At 68.0% G+C, this 19,438-nt stretch carries 17 protein-coding genes; 7 read left to right on the forward strand and 10 right to left on the reverse strand.

The genetic code is table 11. The annotated features are described in order from the left end of the window. Nucleotides 1–29: 29 nt before the first annotated feature. The 3 genes from AB0M22_RS36245 (at nt 30) to AB0M22_RS36255 (ending at nt 2,097) form a co-directional block, all read left to right on the forward strand. A complete protein-coding gene (locus tag AB0M22_RS36245) occupies nt 30–764 on the forward strand; it encodes an MOSC domain-containing protein (RefSeq protein WP_364736574.1) in 735 nt (244 codons plus the stop codon). Continuing rightward, a complete protein-coding gene (locus AB0M22_RS36250; protein WP_364736575.1) occupies nt 761–1,714 on the forward strand; it encodes an asparaginase in 954 nt (317 codons plus the stop codon). The genes AB0M22_RS36245 and AB0M22_RS36250 overlap by 4 nt, the downstream gene beginning before the upstream one ends. A gap of 176 nt (nt 1,715–1,890) precedes the next feature. Next, nucleotides 1,891–2,097 (forward strand): DUF3073 domain-containing protein, encoded by a 207-nt coding sequence (locus tag AB0M22_RS36255; protein WP_150403870.1) that lies wholly within the window; start codon nt 1,891–1,893, stop codon nt 2,095–2,097. A 148-nt stretch (nt 2,098–2,245) separates the two neighbouring features. Here the strand turns inward: AB0M22_RS36255 and purM are convergent, their stop codons facing one another. The 6 genes from purM to purF all read right to left on the reverse strand — a co-directional run bounded on the left by purM (nt 2,246) and on the right by purF (nt 11,020). Further along, nucleotides 2,246–3,322 (reverse strand): phosphoribosylformylglycinamidine cyclo-ligase, encoded by a 1,077-nt coding sequence (gene purM / locus AB0M22_RS36260; RefSeq protein ID WP_150403869.1) that lies wholly within the window; start codon nt 3,320–3,322, stop codon nt 2,246–2,248. A 129-nt stretch (nt 3,323–3,451) separates the two neighbouring features. After that, entirely contained in the window at nt 3,452–5,146 is a 1,695-nt protein-coding gene (locus AB0M22_RS36265) for an ABC transporter ATP-binding protein (protein WP_364736576.1), read from the reverse strand. Beyond that, the gene (locus AB0M22_RS36270; protein ID WP_364736643.1) at nt 5,143–6,111 is read right to left on the reverse strand and encodes an ABC transporter permease; all 969 of its coding nucleotides are present in this window, start codon (nt 6,109–6,111) and stop codon (nt 5,143–5,145) included. The genes AB0M22_RS36265 and AB0M22_RS36270 overlap by 4 nt, the downstream gene beginning before the upstream one ends. A 92-nt stretch (nt 6,112–6,203) precedes the next feature. Beyond that, nucleotides 6,204–7,214, reverse strand: a complete 1,011-nt coding sequence (locus AB0M22_RS36275; RefSeq protein WP_364736645.1) for an ABC transporter permease — start codon at nt 7,212–7,214, stop codon at nt 6,204–6,206. A gap of 122 nt (nt 7,215–7,336) precedes the next feature. Further along, nucleotides 7,337–8,953, reverse strand: a complete 1,617-nt coding sequence (locus tag AB0M22_RS36280) for an ABC transporter substrate-binding protein (RefSeq protein ID WP_364736578.1) — start codon at nt 8,951–8,953, stop codon at nt 7,337–7,339. 486 nt (nt 8,954–9,439) lie between these two features. Beyond that, nucleotides 9,440–11,020, reverse strand: coding sequence for an amidophosphoribosyltransferase (gene purF, locus AB0M22_RS36285; RefSeq protein WP_364736580.1), 1,581 nt, complete (start codon nt 11,018–11,020; stop codon nt 9,440–9,442). A gap of 234 nt (nt 11,021–11,254) precedes the next feature. On the opposite strand from purF, the gene AB0M22_RS36290 reads away from it, so the two are divergent. Then, the gene (locus AB0M22_RS36290; protein ID WP_364736647.1) at nt 11,255–12,526 is read left to right on the forward strand and encodes an ABC transporter permease; all 1,272 of its coding nucleotides are present in this window, start codon (nt 11,255–11,257) and stop codon (nt 12,524–12,526) included. A 12-nt stretch (nt 12,527–12,538) separates the two neighbouring features. On the opposite strand, the gene AB0M22_RS36295 is transcribed toward AB0M22_RS36290, so the two are convergent. Next, the gene (locus tag AB0M22_RS36295; protein WP_364736582.1) at nt 12,539–12,928 is read right to left on the reverse strand and encodes a sterol carrier family protein; all 390 of its coding nucleotides are present in this window, start codon (nt 12,926–12,928) and stop codon (nt 12,539–12,541) included. 124 nt (nt 12,929–13,052) lie between these two features. Between AB0M22_RS36295 and AB0M22_RS36300 the strand changes: the two genes are divergently transcribed. Then, nucleotides 13,053–13,685 carry a helix-turn-helix domain-containing protein gene (locus AB0M22_RS36300; RefSeq protein WP_364736584.1) on the forward strand — a complete coding sequence of 211 codons (633 nt, stop codon included), beginning with the start codon at nt 13,053–13,055 and terminating at the stop codon, nt 13,683–13,685. Nucleotides 13,686–13,700: 15 nt separating this feature from the next. Next, on the forward strand, nt 13,701–14,858 hold the full coding sequence (locus AB0M22_RS36305; RefSeq protein WP_364736586.1) for an NAD(P)-binding protein: 1,158 nt from the start codon (nt 13,701–13,703) through the stop codon (nt 14,856–14,858). Nucleotides 14,859–14,913: 55 nt separating this feature from the next. On the opposite strand, the gene AB0M22_RS36310 is transcribed toward AB0M22_RS36305, so the two are convergent. From AB0M22_RS36310 to AB0M22_RS36320, 3 genes are all read right to left on the reverse strand, one after another. Then, complete coding sequence (locus tag AB0M22_RS36310; protein ID WP_364736588.1) at nt 14,914–16,383, reverse strand: serine hydrolase domain-containing protein; 1,470 nt, start codon at nt 16,381–16,383, stop codon at nt 14,914–14,916. A gap of 212 nt (nt 16,384–16,595) precedes the next feature. Then, nucleotides 16,596–17,234, reverse strand: coding sequence for a type II CAAX endopeptidase family protein (locus AB0M22_RS36315; RefSeq protein ID WP_364736590.1), 639 nt, complete (start codon nt 17,232–17,234; stop codon nt 16,596–16,598). Beyond that, nucleotides 17,231–18,967 (reverse strand): alpha/beta-hydrolase family protein, encoded by a 1,737-nt coding sequence (locus AB0M22_RS36320; RefSeq protein WP_364736592.1) that lies wholly within the window; start codon nt 18,965–18,967, stop codon nt 17,231–17,233. Before AB0M22_RS36320 ends, AB0M22_RS36315 begins: the two co-directional genes overlap by 4 nt. 156 nt (nt 18,968–19,123) lie before the next feature. Between AB0M22_RS36320 and AB0M22_RS36325 the strand changes: the two genes are divergently transcribed. Next, nucleotides 19,124–19,414 carry a YiaA/YiaB family inner membrane protein gene (locus tag AB0M22_RS36325; protein WP_364736594.1) on the forward strand — a complete coding sequence of 97 codons (291 nt, stop codon included), beginning with the start codon at nt 19,124–19,126 and terminating at the stop codon, nt 19,412–19,414. Nucleotides 19,415–19,438 lie beyond the last annotated feature (24 nt).

Here is a 19,438-nt window from a genome sequence, read left to right on the forward strand (position 1 = left end):
CCGACGACCCGACGAGAGGAGTGCCGCCGATGCGAACCGATGATTCCGGTGAAGTCTTGGCCGTCTGCGTGGTGTACGCCGAACTCGACGTGCCGGGCCGGGTGGGCAAGTCCGCGATCGACAAGCGCCCGATGCCGGGCCGGGTAGCGGTGCGCGCACTCGGTCTCGACGGGGATCACGTGTGCGACACCAAGAACCACGGCGGCGCGCACCAGGCCGTCTACGCTTACGCCGACGAGGACGCCCGGCGCTGGGGCAACGCCCTCGATCGGGAACTGCCCATCGGCTGGTTCGGCGAGAACCTGCGCATCGCCGGCCTCGCGGTCAGCGACGCGGTGCTCGGCGCCCGCTGGGTCATCGGCGACACGCTGCTCGAGGTGAGCGCGCCGCGGGTGCCGTGCGCCACCTTCCAGCACTGGAGCGGAGAAGCCCAGTGGGTCAAGCGATTCACCATGCAGGCCGACACCGGCGCCTACCTGCGGGTGCTGACCGAGGGCACGATCGGCGCGGGCGACCGGGTGTCGGTGGTGCACGTCCCCGAGCACGGCATCACCGTGCGCGATCTGTTCACCGGCGACGACCCCGACCTGCTGGCCATCCTGCTCGCCGCCGAGCCGACCATCTCCGACGACGTGCGCAGGCAGATCGAACGGCACGCCCGCAGGCACGCCAACGCCGACCGCGCGGCGCAACGACGCGCCGACGAATCCGACCGACCGGCCACGCGACGTGGCGCCGAACTCGATACGGGAGCGCAACTGTGAGTGTGGAACTGGTCGAAGTAGTCCGCTCCGGCTTCCGCGAGTGCGTGCACCGCGGCTCGGCCGTCATCCTCGATCCGTCCGGCGAGCCGACGCTCACCCTCGGCGAGGTGCACCTGCCGATCTTCCCCCGCTCGACCAACAAGCCCATGCAGGCGATCACCCTGCTGCGCCACGGGTTCGAGCCGGTCGACGACGCCGAGCTGGCCATCGCGACCGCGTCGCACTACGGCGAACCCGATCATGTCGCGCTGGTGCGCCGGCTGCTCGACCGCTTCGGCTTCGACGAGAAGTCGCTGGAATGCCCGCCGGACCTGCCGGTCGACGAGAAGGCGCGCGCGGCCGTGCTCTCGGGTTCGCACGAACCGCGCCGGATCTACATGAACTGCTCCGGCAAGCACGCCGCGATGCTGGCGACCTGCAAGATCAACGACTGGCCCACCGAGGGTTACCTCGACGAGGCGCATCCGTTGCAGCAGGCGGTCATCGCCACCATCGCCGATCTCACCGGCGAACCCGAGACCGATCTCGGCATCGATGGCTGTGGCCTGCCGATCATTCCGGTGTCGCTGGTCAACCTGGCCCGGGTGTTCGCCACCATGGCGACCGCCGATTCCGACGCGCCGGAGCGGCGCGTCGCGGACGCCATCCGCGCCCATCCGCGAGTGATTTCGGGCACCAACGCACCCGATCTGCTGACCATGCAGGCCACCCCCGGACTGGTCTGCAAGATCGGCGCGGACGGCGTGCACGCCGGTGCGCTGCCCGACGGAACAGCCTTCGCGTACAAGATCGAGGACGGCAGCGACCGGGCCCGAATCCCCCTGACGCTGGCAATTTTGCAGCGGATCGGCGTCGACTGGACCGACGCGCACACCGAGCTGGCGGCCCCCGCGGTGCTCGGCGGCGGCGCCAGGGTCGGCGTGATCCGGGCGATCCCGGGGGTGCTCTAGCCGGACCGGCCGAGGGCGACAACCGGGCAAACGGAACCACTTCGGAGGTTCTTCAGCCACTCCTGGAAGCGGGACGGCCGGACACACGCTAAAGTGTCTGTCAGGAAGAGTATTAATTCGAACGGGGCCGCCAACCAAACCCCAGGCCGCCCCGCAGTGACGCGAGGGGGTCAGCCATGGGCCGTGGCCGGGCTAAGGCAAAGCAGACCAAAGTCGCACGCGAGCTGAAGTACAGCAGCCCGCCGAGCGATTTCGCGAGCCTTCAGCGCGAGCTTTCGGGAAGCCCCCACTCCCAACGGAGTGGTGTGCTGTCCGATGAGCACGACGCGGACAAGTCCTCATCTCAATTCGAAGAGGACGACTACGACGACTGGCGCCGCTGACTCGGAGCAACGTTCGAAAGGGGAGGTCAGCGTGCCTCCTCTTTCTGCCGTTGCCGCGCGTTGACGGATAACGCCGAAAAGGCTTAGAACACACCAGCGTCCCGCATCTGAGCGATGCGGGACGCTGGTTTGTGTTCGTATATGGGTCTCAGAACCGCGGGTGTTCGCCCACCAGAACGGCACGCAGGGCGTCGGAATCCTTGGCCTTCTTCACGGTGCCCAGGGTCCAGCACTCGATGTGCCGCGCGGTCAGCACGGCGAGCGCCCGGTCGACGTCCTCGGGGGCGACGATGGCGACCATGCCGACGCCCATGTTGAACGTCTTCTCCATCTCGACCCGCTCGACCCGGCCGCGCTGCGCGATCATCTTGAACACCGGCGCCGGGTTCCAGGTGCCGCGATCCAGCTCGGCCACCATGCCCGCGGGCAGCACCCGGCCCAGGTTGGCGGCCAGTCCGCCGCCGGTGACGTGGGCGAAGGTGCGCACGTCGGTCTCGGCGATCAGCGCGAGGCAGTCCTTGGCGTAGATCCGGGTCGGCTCCAGGAGTTCCTCGCCGAGCGTGCGGCCGAACTCCTCGATGTGCCCGGTGAGCGACATCCGGTCGATGTCGAGCAGCACCTTGCGGGCCAGGCTGTAGCCGTTGGAGTGCAGGCCGGACGAGCCCATCGCGATGACCACGTCACCGGGACGCACCCGGTCCGGGCCGAGCACCGCGTCGGCCTCGACCACGCCGACACCGGTCGCGGACAGGTCGTAGTCGTCCGGGTCCATCAGGCCCGGGTGCTCGGCGGTTTCGCCGCCCAGCAGCGCGCAGCCGGCCCGGACGCAGCCCTCGGCGATGCCGGAGACCAGCTCGGCGACCTTCTCCGGGACGACCTTGCCGATGGCGATGTAGTCCTGCAGGAACAGCGGCTCGGCGCCGCACACGACGAGGTCGTCGACGACCATCGCGACCAGGTCGAGGCCGACGGTGTCGTGCTTGTCCATCGCCTGCGCCACCGCGATCTTGGTGCCGACCCCGTCGGTGGACGCGGCGAGTAGGGGTTCGCGGTATCCGCCCTTCAGCGCGAACAGTCCGGCGAACCCGCCGAGGCCGCCCTGGACCTCGGGACGGCTCGCCTTCTTCGCCAATGGCCCGAACAACTCGACTGCGCGGTCACCTGCCTCGATGTCCACGCCTGCCGCGGCGTAAGAGGCACCACCACTGGGGGTCTGTTCAGTCATTTTCGGGGAAAGCTCCAAACCGAATCGGCGGATAGATGCCTGCTCACGCTACCGGAGCCCGATAACGACGTTGCACCGGTATTGGCTCGCCCTATTGACAATCGGGCGAGCCAAACCGTATTGCGACAATCAGCCTGCGGCGTTGGTCGCGAACAATGCCGCGCTCTCCGCCCGGCGTCTGCGCTGCTCTACCGGATCGGGCACCGGTACCGCGGCCACCAGACGCTGGGTGTACTCCTCGGTCGGCGCCCGCAGGATGCGATCTCGATCACCCTGCTCGACCACCGCGCCGTTGCGCAGCACCACGATCCGGTCGGCCAGCTGGTCCACCACCGCGAGGTCGTGGCTGATGAACAGGCAGGCCCAGCCGCATTCGCGCTGGAGCTGTCCGAACAACTCCAGCACCGCGGCCTGCACCGAGACGTCCAGCGCGCTGGTCGGCTCGTCGGCGACCAGCAGGTCCGGGTCCAGGACCAGGGCCCTGGCCAGGCTGGCGCGCTGCCGCTGACCGCCGGACAGCTCGTGCGGATACCGGCGTTCGGTGCCCGCGGGCAGCTGCACGTCGTCGAGCAGTTTGCGCACCCGCGCCTTGATCTCGGCCGCGCTGCCCATCTTGTGCACGAGCAGCGGCTCGGCCACGCACTCGCCGACGGTGAGCCGCGGATTCAGCGAGCTGGCCGGGTCCTGGAACACGAACCCGAACCGCCGCCGGATCGGCTTCATCTTGCGCCCGGACATGCCGGCGATGTCCTGCCCGCGGATCTTCACCACGCCCGAGGTCGGGCGTTGCAGCGCGGCGACACAGCGGCCGATGGTCGACTTGCCCGAGCCGGATTCGCCGACCAGGCCGAGGGTTTCGCCGGGCCCGATGCGCAGATTCACATCGTCGACCGCGCGGAACGCGGGCCGCCCGAACGAGCCGGGGAACTCGACCACCAGATCGCACACCTCGAGCACCGGCTCGGCGGACTCGGCCACCTCTTCGGCCGGACCGTGCGCCAACTGCTCGGTGCCGAGGTGCGGCACGGCCGCGAGCAGCGCCCGGGTGTAGTCCTCCTTCGGGCTGGCGAACAGCTCGTCCACCGGCGCCTGCTCGACCACCTTGCCGTTGCGCATCACTACGACGCGGTCGGCCAGGTCGGCCACCACGCCCATGTTGTGCGTGATCAGCACGATGGCGCTGCCGATCCGGTCGCGCAGATCCCGCAGCAGCTCCAGGATCTCCGCCTGCACCGTCACGTCGAGGGCCGTGGTCGGCTCGTCGGCGATGATCACCTTCGGCTCGCAGGCGATGGCGATGGCGATCACCACGCGCTGCTTCTGGCCGCCGGAGAGCTGGTGCGGGTAGTAGTCGACCCGATGGTCGGGGTCGGGCAGGCCGACCATGCGCAGCAGTTCGATCGCGCGGGCCTTGGCGTCCTTCTTGCTCATCTGCGAGTGCGCGCGCAGCGCCTCGCCGATCTGGAAGCCGACGGTGAACAGCGGGTCGAGCGCGAGGCCCGGCTCCTGGAACACCATCGAGATGGCGCCGCCGCGCAGCGCGGTGAGCTGGCGCTCGTTCATCGAGGTGATGGCCTCGGTGCCGAGCGTGACCAGACCGCGCACCCGCGCGGTCAGCGGCAACAGTCCCATCGCGGTGCGCGAACTCACCGACTTGCCCGAACCGGACTCGCCGACGATGGCGAGCACCTCGCCGGGATACACCTCGTAGGAGACGTCGGTGACCGCGTAGACGGGTCCGGCGTCGGTGGCGAAGGTGACCGACAGCGATTCGATGGACAGGGCCGGTTTGCTGCGGTCGGTGACCACGGCTGGCTCGGTCATGATGTCTCCTTCCCGGCAGTGCTGTCCTTGGCCGGATCGACCTCGGGCCCAGCGGTTTCGACGCCCGCGACGGTGATCGCGTCGCCCGGCGCGGCGGAGACCGCACGCCGGGTGCGCAGCACCGGGTTGAGCACCTCGTTGAGGCTCTCGCCGACCAGGGTCATGCCGAGCACCACCAGCACGATGGCGAAACCGGGGAAGATACCGGTCCACCAGATGCCGTTGGAGACATCCGACAGCGCCTTGTTCAGGTCGTAGCCCCACTCGGCGGCCTGGGTCGGCTCGATGCCGAACCCGAGGAAGCCCAGGCCCGCGAGGGTCAGGATGGCCTCTGACCCGTTCAGCGTGACGATGACCGGCAGCGACTGGGTGACGTTGGCGAAGATGTGCCGGAACAGAATTCGCGCGGTGGACGCGCCGGTGACCCGGGCGGCGTCCACGTACGGCTCGTTCTTCACCGAGACGGTCGCGTTGCGCACCACGCGGAAGTATTGCGGCACGAAGACCGCCGTGATCGCCACCGCCGCGGACAGCACGCCGCCCAGGCTGGTCGATCGGCCGCCCGCGACCACGATGGACACCACGATCGCCAGCAGCAGCGTCGGGAAGGCGTACATCGCGTCCATGAACAGCACCAGCACCCGGTCGAACCAGCGGCCGAGGTAACCCGACAGCAGGCCGAGCGGCACGCCGACGAACAGCGAGAGCACCAGCGAGATCACGATCACGAACAGCGCGGTGCGTGCGCCCCAGATCACCCGGGAGAACACGTCCTCACCGCGCACCGAGGTGCCGAACCAGTGGTCGGCCGACGGCGCCTGCTGACGGACGAAATCGACTCCGTCGGCAGCGCTTTGGGCGAAACCGTAGGGCGCGATCAGCGGCGCGAAGATGGCCGCGAGCACGAACACGGCGACCAGACCCAAACCGAGGATCAGGGTCGCGCGTTGCAGGCCCGCGGTCATGGTGAACAGCCGGAGGCCGGGGATGCCGCGCTTGGCCGACGGCGGAACCACCGGCGCGGTGACGGGCTCGTTCAGCAATTCCGGTGCGGTCATCAGAACCTCACCCTCGGATCGATCAGTGCCACAAGGGCATCCACCAGGAAGCTCATCAGCGCGACGAAGATCGCGATGAACGCGACGATGCCCTGCACCGCGACGAAGTCACGGGCCGAGAGGTACTGCGCGAGCTGATAACCGAGGCCCTTCCACTCGAAGGTGGTCTCGGTCAGCACCGCGCCGCCGAGCATCATGGCGATCTGCATACCCATCACGGTGACGATCGGAATCATCGCGTTGCGGAACGCGTGTCGCCCGGTGACCACCCGCTGGGAGAGGCCACGCGCTCGCGCGGCATCCACGTAATCCGAACGCAGCGTCTGGATCAGGTTGATCCGCACCAGCCGCAGGAAGATGCCCGCGGTGAGCAGGCCGAGCGCGATCGCCGGTAGGACAGCGTGTTTCAGCACGTCGACGATGTAACCGGTGTCGCCGTAAAGGAATCCGTCGATCAACATGACGTTGGTCTTCGGCGAGACATGCTGCAGTTGCAGTTCGACATTCGTGCTGGCCCGGCCCGCGACCGGGAGCCAGCCCAGCTTCACCGCGAAGACCAGCTTCAGCAGCAGGCCGACGAAGAACACCGGCGCCGCGTAGGCCAGGATCGCGAACAACCGCAGACCGGTGTCGGAGATCGAATCCCGGTGCGTCGCCGCGTATCTGCCCAGCGGGATGCCGATGGCGAAGGCCACGATGAGCGCCCAGAACATCAGCTCGGCCGACGCCGCACCGTAGGTGGTGATCACGTCGCTGATCTGCCGATTGTCCTGCGACTTACCGAAGTCTCCGCGCAGCAGCCCGGAGATGTAGTCCCAGTACTGCGACATGATCGGCCGGTTGAGCCCGGCCGCCTCTTTGCGAATCTCGATCTGCTCCTGGGTCATTCGCCCACCCATGGCCGCGCTGATCGGATCGCCGGCCACGCGCATCAGGAAGAACACGACGGTGGCCAGGATCCACGCGGTCACCGGGATCAGCAGCAGTCGCACGCCGAGGTAACGCAGCAGGGCGAGCTGGCGAGAATCGCTGCCGCCCTTCCGTAGTTTGGGCACGCCGAAGCGCCGGGCCCGGGCCGGCGCTGGCTTCGTTTCTGGAGCAGCTATCGTCCCGGGCCCGGCTTCGCCGGATGTCACTTGCTCAGCACCGTGTAACGGAACTTGAAGGACGCGTCGAGAGTCTGTTCAACGCCCTGCACGTTCTTGCCGGAGACGGCGATCTGCTTGCCGGACAACAGCGGAAGGATCGGCACGAAGTTCTGCGCCAGGTCCGTCTGCACACCCTTGAGGATCTCGAGCCGCTTGGCCTTGTCCGTCGTCGTGGTCTCCGCGAGCAGCTGGGCGGTGATGCCCGGGTTCTCGAAGTGCGACTGCAGGAAGTTGTTCGGCGCGAAGAACGGGGTCAGGTAGTTGTCCGGGTCCGGAAAGTCCGGGAACCAGCCGAATTGGTACAGCGGGTAGGAGTCGCGGGCACGCTCACGCTGGTAGCTCACCCATTCGGTGGACTGCAGGTTCACCCGGAACAGGCCGCTGGCCTCGAGCTGCGACTTGAGCGCCGCGTATTCCTCGGAGCTGCTCGAACCGTAGTGGTCCGGGTTGTACTGCAGGTTCAGCTCGACCGGCGTCGCGACACCGGCGTCGGCGAGGAACTTCGCCGCCTTGTCCTTGCTCGGGCCCGCGCCGTAGATGTCCTTGTACGGCTCGGTCGCACCCGGAACGCCCTGCGGGATCGAGGAATACGCGGGCAGGTAGGTGCCCTTGTAGACGCCCTCGGCCAGCGCGGCGCGGTCGACGGTGGAGGCGAGCGCCTTGCGCACGGCCAGCTTCTGCTCCGGCGTACCGCCCGGCATGGTGTTCATGTTGAACACGATGTAACGCAGTTCACCGCCGGGGCCCTCGTGCACCGCGACCTTGCTGTCGCCGCGCAGCGAACCGACGTCGGTCGGCGTGAACGAGCGGTAGCCGACGTCGAGCGACCCGTTCTGCAGGTCGAGCTTCATGTTGTCGGTGGTGGCGTAGTACTTGGTCGAGACCGTCTTGGTCTTCGGGGTACCGAGAATGCCGTTGTAATCCGGGAACGCCGTGTACTCGACCAGCTTGTTCTTGTCGTAGCTGGCGATCGTGTACGGGCCGGAGTAGCCCTTGTTCTTCACCACGTCTTCGTCGGCCATCACCTTGTCGGCCGAGTAGACCTTCTCGTCGACGATCGGACCGGCCTGGGTCGGCAGGATCGCCGGGAAGGTCTGGTCGTTGGCGACCTTGAGGGTGAAGTTGACCGTGCGGTCGTCCGGGGCCTCGGTCTTCTCGAGGTTGCCGAGCAGCGAGGCCGGACCGTTCGGATCGTTGATCTTGAGCATCCGGTCGAAGGAGAACTTGACGCTCTTGGCCGTCAGCGGATTGCCGTTGGCGAACTTCAGGCCCGCCTTCATGGTGCAGGAGTACACCGTGGGGGAGGTGAAATCACACTTCTCCGCGGCGTCCGGCTTCGGCGTCGCATCGCCGGGCGCAAAGTTCAACACGTACTGGTAGAACTGCGTTTCCGCGACCAGTGAGCCGTTGTCATAGGCGGCCGCCGGGTCGAGGGAGAAGATCTTATCCGTGGTGCCGGCCACCAAGCCGTCACCACCACCACTATCACCGGTCCGGCCCGAACCGCAGCCGGCCAAGGCGGACGCAACCAGCGTCGCCAGGCCGACGGCCGCGATGGTTCGCGTCCGGGTCCGGCCCCCAGGTGTTCTAGAAACCAACATCAGGGCCCCACTTCTCGAGCGCCGCACCGCGTTGTCCTGGATCGCAGGACAGGTGCGGACACATATGAACTTCCGATCTGACGGGCACCGTACCCACGAACCATTTCCGGCACGTTGCGTTTTCACAGAAAAATGATCGGGAGATTAGGTCGCGTTGCAAATTGCGCATCGCAGGGGCCAGATCACCGGACGAATGTCCAGGAACGTGCCCTCCCGGCGATTGACGTGTCACAAATACGCCACGGCACGCCTGTAGACAAACGGCGCGAGCTTCCGCGACGCGCTTGCTCGACCCGCCGTGCGCACACCATGTTTTGGGTACGACCGAGCGCGCCGGGCGGGTGTCATCAATGACGGCGGATCCGCCCGAAATCGAGACAGCGATGTGCTCGAAAACGGGACGGCTATGTGCTTGGAATCCGGACAGCTATGTGTCGGAAATACCGGCACTCGACGGACGGCCGGGTAACCCGGCCGCCCGATGGATCACGGACGGCTCAGTGCGCTCGCGTTCGCGTTCTCGCCGAGCAGCAAGGCCTCCGGCTGCCCGGTGAGCATGCCTTCGAGCACGTTCTTGCCGATCGCCGCCTCGCTGGGCAGCGCGATCGGGTAGGTGCCGTCGAAGCAGGCGCAGCACAGCCGCGAGCGCGGCTGTTCGGTGGCGGCGATCATGCCCTCGGTGGAGATGTAGCCGAGGGTGTCCGCGCCGATCGAGCGGCGCACGCCCTCCACCATCTCGTCGAAGCTGCCCTCGGCGCCGGAGCCGTTGGCGATCAGCTCGGCCGGCGAGGCGAAGTCGATGCCGTAGAAGCACGGCCACTTCACCGGCGGCGACGCGATCCGGACGTGGATCTCCAGCGCACCCGCCTCGCGCAGCATGCGGATCAGCGCGCGCTGGGTGTTGCCGCGCACGATCGAGTCGTCCACCACGATGAGCCGCTTGCCGCGGATGACCTCGCGCAGCGGATTGAGCTTGAGCCGGATGCCGAGCTGACGAATGGTCTGGCTCGGCTGGATGAAGGTGCGCCCGACGTAGGCGTTCTTCATCAGGCCCTGGCCGTAGGGCACGCCCGAACCCTGCGCGTAACCGACGGCGGCCGGGGTGCCGGATTCGGGCACCGGGATCACCAGGTCTGCGTCGACCGGATGCTCCTTGGCCAGCAGCCGGCCGATCTCGACCCGGGTGGCGTGCACCGAGCGGCCGGAGATGGTGCTGTCCGGCCTGGCCAGATAGACGAATTCGAAGACGCAACCCTTGGGCTCGGGGTTGGCGAAGCGCATCGACCGCACGCCGTCGGCATCGATCGCCAGCAGTTCGCCGGGTTCGATCTCCCGGACGAACGCGGCGCCGACGATGTCCAGCGCGGCGGTTTCGCTGGCTACGACCCAGCCACGGTCGAGCCTGCCCAGGCACAGCGGGCGCACGCCGTGCGGGTCGCGCGCGGCGTAGAGGGTGTGCTCGTCCATGAAGGTCAGGCAGAACGCGCCCTTCAACGTCGGCAGCAACTCCATCGCGGCCTGCTCGATGCTGGAGTCGGCGGACGCGTGCGCGAGCAGCGCGGTGATCACGTCGGAGTCGGAGGTCGCGGCGATCGGCTGCGGGCGGCCGTTGGCCACCGTCGCGCCGATGAGTCCGTATTCCCTTGCCCGGCCCGCCAATTCGGCGGTGTTGACCAGATTGCCGTTGTGGCCCAAGGCAAGTCCGGAACCGACCGAGGTGGTGCGGAAGATGGGCTGGGCGTTTTCCCAGGTCACGCCGCCGGTGGTGGAGTAGCGGCAGTGGCCGACGGCGATGTGGCCCGGCATGGCGGCCAGGGTCTGCTCGTCGAATACCTGACTGACCAGCCCGAGATCCTTGAAGACCAAGATCTGTGAACCGTCGGATACCGCGATGCCCGCCGCCTCCTGCCCGCGGTGTTGCAGCGCGTACAAGCCGTAGTACGTGAGCTTCGCCACGTCCTCGCTCGGCGCCCAGACGCCGAACACACCACACTCTTCACGTGGCTCGTTCTCGACCTGATCGGAGGTGGCGGAAATAGCGTCAACCGGCAGTTCGGCCTTGGTCACCGTTTGCTCCCTGTTCGGGCGGGCTGGGGGCAGCACCCAGTCTACGGGTGAAAGTTCGATCACGATCACCCCCACCGCATACGAGCAGCAATCGGCGTGGCGTGCGGGCCGGGAAATTCGGCCGCGGCAGCTGTTACGGTGCGAGCCGTGACGACTACCGACAGCGCGGATTCAGGCAGCGGGACGGGATCGACCACCGGGACAACCCCGCCGCCACGCAGGCCATGGGCCCGCATGGTGCTGTTTCCGATGGCCGTGCTCACGCTGCTGACCGCGTTGCTCGGCATCATGTATCTGGATTACGTCGTCGATCCGGAGAAGAATCTGCACGATTTTCCGATCGCGCTGGTGAACCAAGATGTGGGCGATGTCATCAAAACCGCCGATCGTCAGCAGCAGGTGAATTTCGGTAACCAGATCACCGACGCGCTGGCGAAGGGGGTGCCCGCGGACAAGGTCGACCTGCGGGTGCTCAGCATCAGCGAGTCCGAGCGGCAGATGCAGTCCGGCGAGGTCTACGGCGCGCTGATCATTCCGGGCGACTTCAGCAAGCGCCTCGGCATCCTCGGGGTCGGCAGCGTGATTCCGGGTGAGATGGAACGCCCGATCATCACCATGCAGACCAATCCGCGCACCGGTGCGTTCGGCACCCAGATCGTGCTGCGGGTCGGCAATCAGGCGCTGACCGAGGTGAACAAGCAGGTCGGCAAGCAGCTCACCGACCAGGTGACCGAGCAGTTGAAGCCGCAGCCGGGCGGGCCGCCCGCGCCCGAGCTGTCCGGCGCGGCCAGGGTCGCGCTCGCCGATCCGGTGAAAGTCGTTGTCCAGCAATATCACCCGCTGCCCGACGGCACCGGCCAAGGGCTCAGCGCGTTCTTCTACGCCCTGCTGTTGCTGCTCGCCGGCGTGGTCGGCGCGATGGTCATCCACACCATGATCGACGCCCAGCTCGGGTTCATCCCCACCGAATACGGGCCGTGGTTCGTGCACTATCCGCCGACGCCGATCTCCCGCTTCCGCACCCTGCTGATCAAGTGGGGCGTGATGGTGGTGACCGCGAACATCGTCTCGGCCGTCTTCCTGATCGTCGGCAAGATCCTGGACATGCCGATCGATCACCCGCTGGCCCTGTTCCTCTACAGCGCGCTGGCCATCATCGCCGTCGGCGTCACCGGACTGTCCACGCTGGCCGCCATCGGCTCGGCCGGCCTGCTGGTGAACCTGATCCTGTTCATCATTCTCGGCCTGCCCTCCTCCGGCGGCACCGTCCCGATCGAGGCGACCCCGCAGTACTTCGGCTGGCTGGCCTCGTTCGAACCGATGCACCAGGTCTTCCTCGGCATCCGCGCCATCCTCTACTTCGACGCCAGCTTCGAGGCCGGCCTCAGCCGTGGCGTCTGGATGGCCGTGCTCGGCCTCGCCATCGGCCTGATCTTCGGCGCCGTCATCTCCCGCTTCTACGACCGCAAGGGCCTGCACCGCAGCAGCAACCGCGTCGCCGCCTGATCAACGCGTAGGTCAGTCCTCGGCGCGGGCGATCGGGAGCCAGTGCGCGACTTCGGCCGCGCGGCTGCCCGAGGCGGTGAGCGCGCCGGAGTCGAGCGCGGTGGCGAACTCCAGCAGACCGGTGGCCAGGAGAAGCCAAGTGCGCGGGTCGGTTTCGACCACGTTCGGCGGAGTGCCCCGGGTGTGGCGCGGGCCTTCGATGCATTGGACGGCGACGAACGGAGGCACGCGGACCTCCACCGAATGGCCGGGCGCGGAGGCGGCCAGGGTGCGGGCGGTGGTGCGCACCGCGGCCGCGAGTTCGGTGCGGGCGGGCGCGGCGACCGAGTCGTCGCGGAGCCATTCGCTGACTGCGTCCACTGCTGAGCGCAGCTCTGCCGGACTCACCGATTGTCGTGCCACCCGGCCGAGATTACCGGCTCCGGGCAGGTCCGCGGCCGTCCGGCCGGGGCGGATCGTGGAAAGGGTTGTGCACCTGGGTCGCTCGCTCCTACAGTAAGTAAGCAATTACTTATCGGGGTGTGTCATGGCCGACTCCACGCGGGAACGGGTCATCGCGGCCGCGTTGCGACTGTTCGGGGAACAGGGATTCGCGCGGACCACGGTGACCCAGATCGAGCGCGCCGCCGGGCTCTCGGGTGGGTCGGGGGCGATGTACCGGCACTTCAAGTCCAAGGACGAGTTGCTCGTCGAGGCCGTCCGGTCGCGGCTGACCGAGCGGGGCGAATGGGCGGCCTTCCTCGCGCCGGACTTCTCCGTGCCGGCCTGGCTCGAATCACTGGAACCGCGCGGCTCGACCGCGGACAAGCTGACCCTGCTGTTCCGGATCGGCCTGGCCCGGCTCGAGCACGACCGCGACGTCAACCGAATCCTGATGCGCGACAACTCGATCGGCACCGACGTGCTCGAGGTGTTCCGGCGCGAGGAGTACCTGGTCTTCGTCTCGGCGGTGCTGCGCGGGCTGGTCGAACTCGCCGATCCCGAATCGCGAGAACAGGACTGGGAAGCGGCGGCCGCGGTGATCGTCGGCGCGGTCGCGCACTACTGGCTGATCAGCGACACCTTCGGCGGCGACCACCCGACCGCGGTGGATCCGGATCGCTATCTGCGCTCCATCGCCGAAATGGTTGTCGCCCGGCTGCATTGGACGGATCAATAAGGGAGAGGGAACACCATGAACACACATGTCACGGTGATCGGCGGGGGTCTGGCCGGTTTGACGGCGGCCATCGCGGTCGCCGAGACCGGCGCCCCGGTCCGACTGTACGAGGCGCATCAAACCTTGGGCGGACGCGGACGCGCCACTGCCCCACCGTATGTCGCGCACGACGGTGCGCACGTGTTCTATGCGGACGGACCGCATTACGCCTGGTTGAAGCAGCGCGGGTTCGTCGATGATCTGGGCTGGCCGCGGATCGGCGACTGGGCGCGAGCGGGTTTCCGGGTCGGGGGGCGCGTGCGCTCGGTGCCGCCGGTTCGGATGCTGCGGGCGCAGGCACGCGGCCGGCTGACCGCGCCGGTCGATCGGGATTTCCACAGCTGGGCCTCGGGCCGCTGGGGCGAGGCCACCGCCGCGCAGCTGGCCAACGCGATCAGCGTGGTGACCTATGACGCCGACACCGGCCGGCTCTCCGCCGCCTTCGTGTGGGAACTGTTCCAGCGGGTCTTCGGTCCGAACGTTCCAGCCGTGCGCTGGGTACGCGGTGGCTGGCAGCGGGTCATCGATCGGATGGCCGCTCGCGCAACCGAACTCGGTGTCGCCATCGAAACCGGCGCACGGATGAACCAGTTGCCCACCGACGGACCGGCGATCGTCGCCACCGATCTCAACGCGGCCAGAACGCTGCTCGGCGACGACAGCCTGCACTGGGCCAGCGGTCACTGCGTCCTCCTCGATATCGCGGTCACCAGGTCACGCGGCGACCGCACCCTGGTGTTCGATCTCGACGAAGGCGGCTTCCACGAGAGCTACACCATGCAGGACGACACCATCGCGCCGCCGGGCGAATCACTGTTCCAGCTCCAAATGCCCACGCGCACCGGCGAATCCACCACTCTGACGCTAACCCGGCTGGAACTGTTCGCCGACACCGTCGTGCCCGGCTGGCGCGACCGCACCACCTTCCAGCGCTCCGCGACGGCGAAGGGCCGCACCGGCGCGCTCGACCTGCCCGGCCAGACCTGGCGCGACCGGCCCGCCATCGATCGCGGCAACGACGTCTACCTGATCGGTGACCAGGTCGCCGCGCCCGGAATGCGCGGCGAGATCGCCATCAACAGCGCCCTGCTCGCCGCCCGCGCCGCGACCTCGACCGCGAAGACCGGCGCCTGACCCGCCCATGCCGAAGAGCCGGGTCATCGCCCGGCCCTTCGGTTTTCGCGAATGATCAGTGGACGCTCGCCGGCTGCTTCGGGGTGACCCGCATGCCGACGAAGCAGGCTTCGGTGCCATCGGCGAGGGTCTCGAAGACCACCGGCATGTAGTCCTCGCTGAAGGAGGGCCCCGCGCCCGAGGCCGCGAAGACCGTCGCCGAGACCGGCGTGAGGTCCATGCTCAGCGGCAGCGACATGTCCTTCATGCCGTCGACGAATTCGTAGAGCATGTGCGCGGTGCCGTCGTCCTGCTTGCTGACCGTGATGACCACGCCCGCACGCAGATAGGTGCCGACGAACGGGTCGATGGACACCGGGACCGGCGGGTCGGCCGGGGCGAACGGCTCGGGCATCTGGACCCCGGCCAGCTCGGCCAGCAGTTCGCGGAACAGCGCCGCGTAGAGCTGGCGCGCGCCGCCGCCATTGGTGAGCAGCGCGACGGCGACCCCGGCCGCGGGGACGGCCCGCAGGTAGGCGTACTGGCCGATCGCGGCCCCGTCGTGGCCGAAGCCCTTGATGCCGTTCCAGTCGTAGAGGGTCCAGCCCAGACCCCAGCCGTCCGCGCTGACGGTCCACTTGTCCGGCACCTCGATCTCCAGGTTCTGCATCGCCGCAACGCTTTCCGGGGTCAGCAACGCCGTTCCGTCGGCGGCGCGACCGCCGTCGAGGTGCAGGCGCGCGAACCGCACCATGTCCCCCGCCGAGCTGATCACCCGGCCGGCCGGCGCGAACGAGCGCGGCATGATGTCCCACTCCGGCGCCGGATCGGGGTACTGCCCCGGTTCGCCGAGGTGGCTCATCGCGGTGCGGAACTTCAGCGCCTGCTCCGGCAGCGTCACCAGGTGGCCGAGGCCGAGCGGCGCGGCGAGCAGGTCCTGCACGGCCTGGTCGAAGGTCGTGCCGGTCACCACCTCGATGACCCGGCCGAGCACCACGTAACCGAGGCTGCCGTAGGACATCGCCGTGCCCGGCTTGCAGTCCAGCGCGACTTCCCGTGCGGCCCGGACGTATTCGGCCAGGCAGTCGTCGCCGCGGCCGCCGTCGAAGGCGAAGTCGTTGGTCACCCCGCCGGTGTGGTTGAGCAACTGCCGGATGGTGATCACCCCGGTGGCCTCCTCGTCCGGCGTGCCGAACTCGGGCAGCACGTCGACCACGGGCGCGTCCAGATCGAGCTTGCCCTGGTCGACCAGGCGCATGATCATCGTGGCGGTGTAGACCTTGGCGACCGAGCCGCACAGGAACACCGAGTCGGTGCTGACCGGAACTTCGGTGCCCCGGTGCAGGACTCCGCTGGCGATCTCGTAGACCTTGCCGTCGACCAGGATGGCCAGCGCCGCGCCGGGCACGTGGTTGGCGATCCGGAGTTCGTCGAGGCGCTGCTGCCACCGCGCGACGGCGAACTCACGCCCGGCCGAGTCGGCGCCGCCCCACTCGCCCTGCACGTTCCAGTCGCCCTCGGCGCTCCAGTTCACGTTGCTCGACATGTTCTTCTCCTGCTCTGGATCTGATCGGCGGGTACGTTGTTCTCCCGTTGCGAACACTGTACGCATGACGGAACGTTGTGCGCAAGTGCGTATGGCGTATTTCTATGTTTTGGCTGATCAACTGGGATATCGACCGTGCTTCAGAGCGGCGGGTCGACAAATTCAGGCGCGAAAAATCGTGCCGACAGACGTCAGCACGATCCCTGCGGGGATTACGACTTCGCGGACGTGCCCAAGAGCCGGGCGATGCGAGGCGCTACGGCACCACCGGCGTTGACGGCCAGATGGAGCAAAGCCGGAGCGGTGGCGCTTTCGGTGCACCGGCGCAGCCAGCCCAGCGCGACCCCACCCGCGGCCGTCGCGGCGACCGTGACCGGGACGCTGTCGCCCGCGGCCCGCGCCGGGTACACATGCCAGAGACCGAAGGTCAACGCGCCGAGAACCGATCCGGCACGGGTCCCGAATGTGCTGTCCAACAACGGATCCAGGGTGGCCCGGAAAACCAGCTCTTCGCTGTAGACCGTGCCGATCGGGATGTGCACCGCGATCCATTCGACCGGCGACACCTCCGGCCCACGATCCTCGAACTCGTGCAACTTGCTCCGCACCGACGGAATCGCCAGTGCCACACCGTAACCGGCGGCGACCAGCGAGGCAGCAACCGCGCCGTACCGAAATCCCTTCGCCGAGAACCAATTCGGCGATCCATGAAAAGCCGCGCCATAACCGGTGGCGAACGCGGCATTGGCCGCCGTCCGGCCGCGAACACCGAGCCCGAGCCGCGGCAACACCCAGTTGCTCCAGGTCAACGGAATAACCACGGCCGCAACAGTTTCCGGAACTCTGCTCATTTGGTCTTCCGCTCGAAGTCCTCGGCCGCCTCGATCTCCGCCCGGATCCGGTCGGACATCGCCGCGGTCCAATCCGGCGGCGCGGCGATCGCGGCCCACCCGTCGAGCACCAGGCTGCCATAGCGGTGCCCGTGTCCGTCGGTGACGCCCTGGGCATTGGTGAGATCGGCGGCGACCTGCCAGAAGGTGACGAACGGCCACCAGCGCATCTGCGAGGACACATCCGCGCCGCGCGGCTCGGACAGCCAATCCGGTTGGGAGAAAATGAGATCCGTCGACCACCAGACGATCGGGTCGGACGCGTGCTGGAGATAGGCGATCCGCGGCGGCCGCCACTCGGTGGACGGTCGCGCGAGATCGGCACTGTCCGAGGCGAATCGCACCACCAGACCGTCCGCGTACACCGGCTCGACCTCGCGCGAGCCGGGGTCGCGCCGCGAAACGAACTGCTCCCATAGTCGATTCGAGTTCGGCGGCCCCACCCACAGCGCGCCGTCCACCTTGGTCCGTAGGTCGGCGAGCCCGTCGAAGGCGGCCTCGGAACCCTGCGAGCCCAGGCTTTCCCCGTACACCAGCAGCTTCGGCCGCTGCTGCGGCGGCCGCGCGCTCCAGTGCGCATAAATCGCGTCGAACATCGCCCGGCCCGCGGTCGCGGCCTTGCTGCGGTCCGCGAGGAACGACAGCACGCTGGGCAGATACGAATACTGCGAGGCGACGATCGCGCTGTCGCCGCCGTACATGTACTCGACCGCGGCGGCCGCCATGCCGTTCACCCAGCCGGTGCCGGTGGTAGTGACCACGACCAGCACCTTCCGGTCGAACGCGCCGGTGCGCTCGAGTTCGGCGGCGGCCAGTTCCGCCGGTTCCTGGTCGGCCTCGGCGGATTCCAGCCCGACGTAGGCGCGGATCGGTTCGCGGGCCGGCTTGCCGGTCACCTCGCTGATCTTGCTCGCGGTCGGCCCGTGCGAAACGAACCAGCGCCCTTCGTAACCGAGGGTCTCCCACTTCGCCAGCGAGGCCGGGCTGCCGGAACGTTCGGGCTGCACCGGCTGGATCGCGTTCGCCGAGGTGTGGTCGTTGCGCACGCTGAACGCCGAGTTCGCCACCGCGAAGAAGGCCCGCGAGGCGACACCGTTGAAGATGGTCACGGCCAGCACGACCAGCACCAGGAACCCGGCGGCCGGGGCCAATTCGCGCGGCACCCGCACCCACTGGTTGAGCAGGCGGGCCAGGAACCGGATGATCTCGCGCACCGTCCGATACACCGCGACGACCGCCATGCCGACGGACAGGCTCAGCAGTCCGGTGCGCAGATAGGCCGGCGTGGTGGTGCCCTCCATGCCCATCAGCGCGGTGATCTCGCGCTGCCAGCGCGCCGACTGGACCAGCATCAGCGCCGCACTGAGCGCGGCGGTGATCAGGATCGCGGACTTCACCGCGTAGCGCACCCAGGTCGGCGGCGGCGGGATCTTGGTCAGCCGCGGGCGCACCCACAGCCGGAACAACCACTCCAGCACGCAGCCGACGCCGTAGCCGAGCGCGGCATTGATCCCGCTGATCAACCCCTGGAACAGCCAGTCGCGCGGCAGCAGCGACGGCGTCACCGACAGGACGAAGAACACCGTCGCGAAGACCAGCCCGACGTAGTTCAGATCGATGATGTCCTCCGCGCGACGCACGATGACGACGCCGCGCGCACGCAGCTTCGTCAGGGTGGAGGCGGACTCGAGCACCCGAACAGTATGGCGTTGCCGTACCGTCGGCGCGGCGATGCCCAGGCCGCCACGCGGTGGCGCCGACGCAGATCACTCTCCGACCGGCAACTACCCAGGCCGCTCGAGTAGTTGTACACGGTTGCCGACCGGCCCGGGTCGGCAGACTTTCTTTCCATGAGCACTCCCAACGCCCAGTCGAAAACCACTTCGGCCTTCATCGCGCAAGCCGCGATCGCGTTCGGCGTCAGCTTCTTCGGGGTCGGCGTCGGCATCTGCTATCTCCCACTGGACATGTGGCAGCGCGGGTTTCTCGCGATGTCGCTGCTGTTCCTGGTGACCAGCACCTTCAGCCTGGCGAAGGTGGTGCGTGACCAGCACGAGGCCGCGACCGTGCACGGTCGCATCGATCAGGCACGGCTGGAAAAGCTGCTCGCAGAGCACGATCCGTTCAACACCGTGGCCTGACGCGCCTGGGCGGGCCCGGTGCAC

It is taken from the genome of Nocardia sp. NPDC051756 (genome assembly GCF_040681495.1).
In the GTDB taxonomy this organism is placed as follows: Bacteria; Actinomycetota; Actinomycetes; order Mycobacteriales; family Mycobacteriaceae; genus Nocardia.

Coding starts and splice junctions, on each gene's coding strand:
- AB0M22_RS36270 (WP_364736643.1), bottom strand. CDS start 6,111: ATGACCGCGGGCCTGCAACGCGCGACCCTGATCCTCGGTTTGGGTCTG.
- AB0M22_RS36305 (WP_364736586.1), top strand. CDS start 13,701: ATGAACACACATGTCACGGTGATCGGCGGGGGTCTGGCCGGTTTGACG.
- AB0M22_RS36300 (WP_364736584.1), top strand. CDS start 13,053: ATGGCCGACTCCACGCGGGAACGGGTCATCGCGGCCGCGTTGCGACTG.
- AB0M22_RS36245 (WP_364736574.1), top strand. CDS start 30: ATGCGAACCGATGATTCCGGTGAAGTCTTGGCCGTCTGCGTGGTGTAC.
- AB0M22_RS36255 (WP_150403870.1), top strand. CDS start 1,891: ATGGGCCGTGGCCGGGCTAAGGCAAAGCAGACCAAAGTCGCACGCGAG.
- AB0M22_RS36315 (WP_364736590.1), bottom strand. CDS start 17,234: ATGAGCAGAGTTCCGGAAACTGTTGCGGCCGTGGTTATTCCGTTGACC.
- purM (WP_150403869.1), bottom strand. CDS start 3,322: ATGACTGAACAGACCCCCAGTGGTGGTGCCTCTTACGCCGCGGCAGGC.
- AB0M22_RS36325 (WP_364736594.1), top strand. CDS start 19,124: ATGAGCACTCCCAACGCCCAGTCGAAAACCACTTCGGCCTTCATCGCG.
- AB0M22_RS36290 (WP_364736647.1), top strand. CDS start 11,255: ATGGTGCTGTTTCCGATGGCCGTGCTCACGCTGCTGACCGCGTTGCTC.
- AB0M22_RS36310 (WP_364736588.1), bottom strand. CDS start 16,383: ATGTCGAGCAACGTGAACTGGAGCGCCGAGGGCGACTGGAACGTGCAG.
- AB0M22_RS36265 (WP_364736576.1), bottom strand. CDS start 5,146: ATGACCGAGCCAGCCGTGGTCACCGACCGCAGCAAACCGGCCCTGTCC.
- AB0M22_RS36280 (WP_364736578.1), bottom strand. CDS start 8,953: ATGTTGGTTTCTAGAACACCTGGGGGCCGGACCCGGACGCGAACCATC.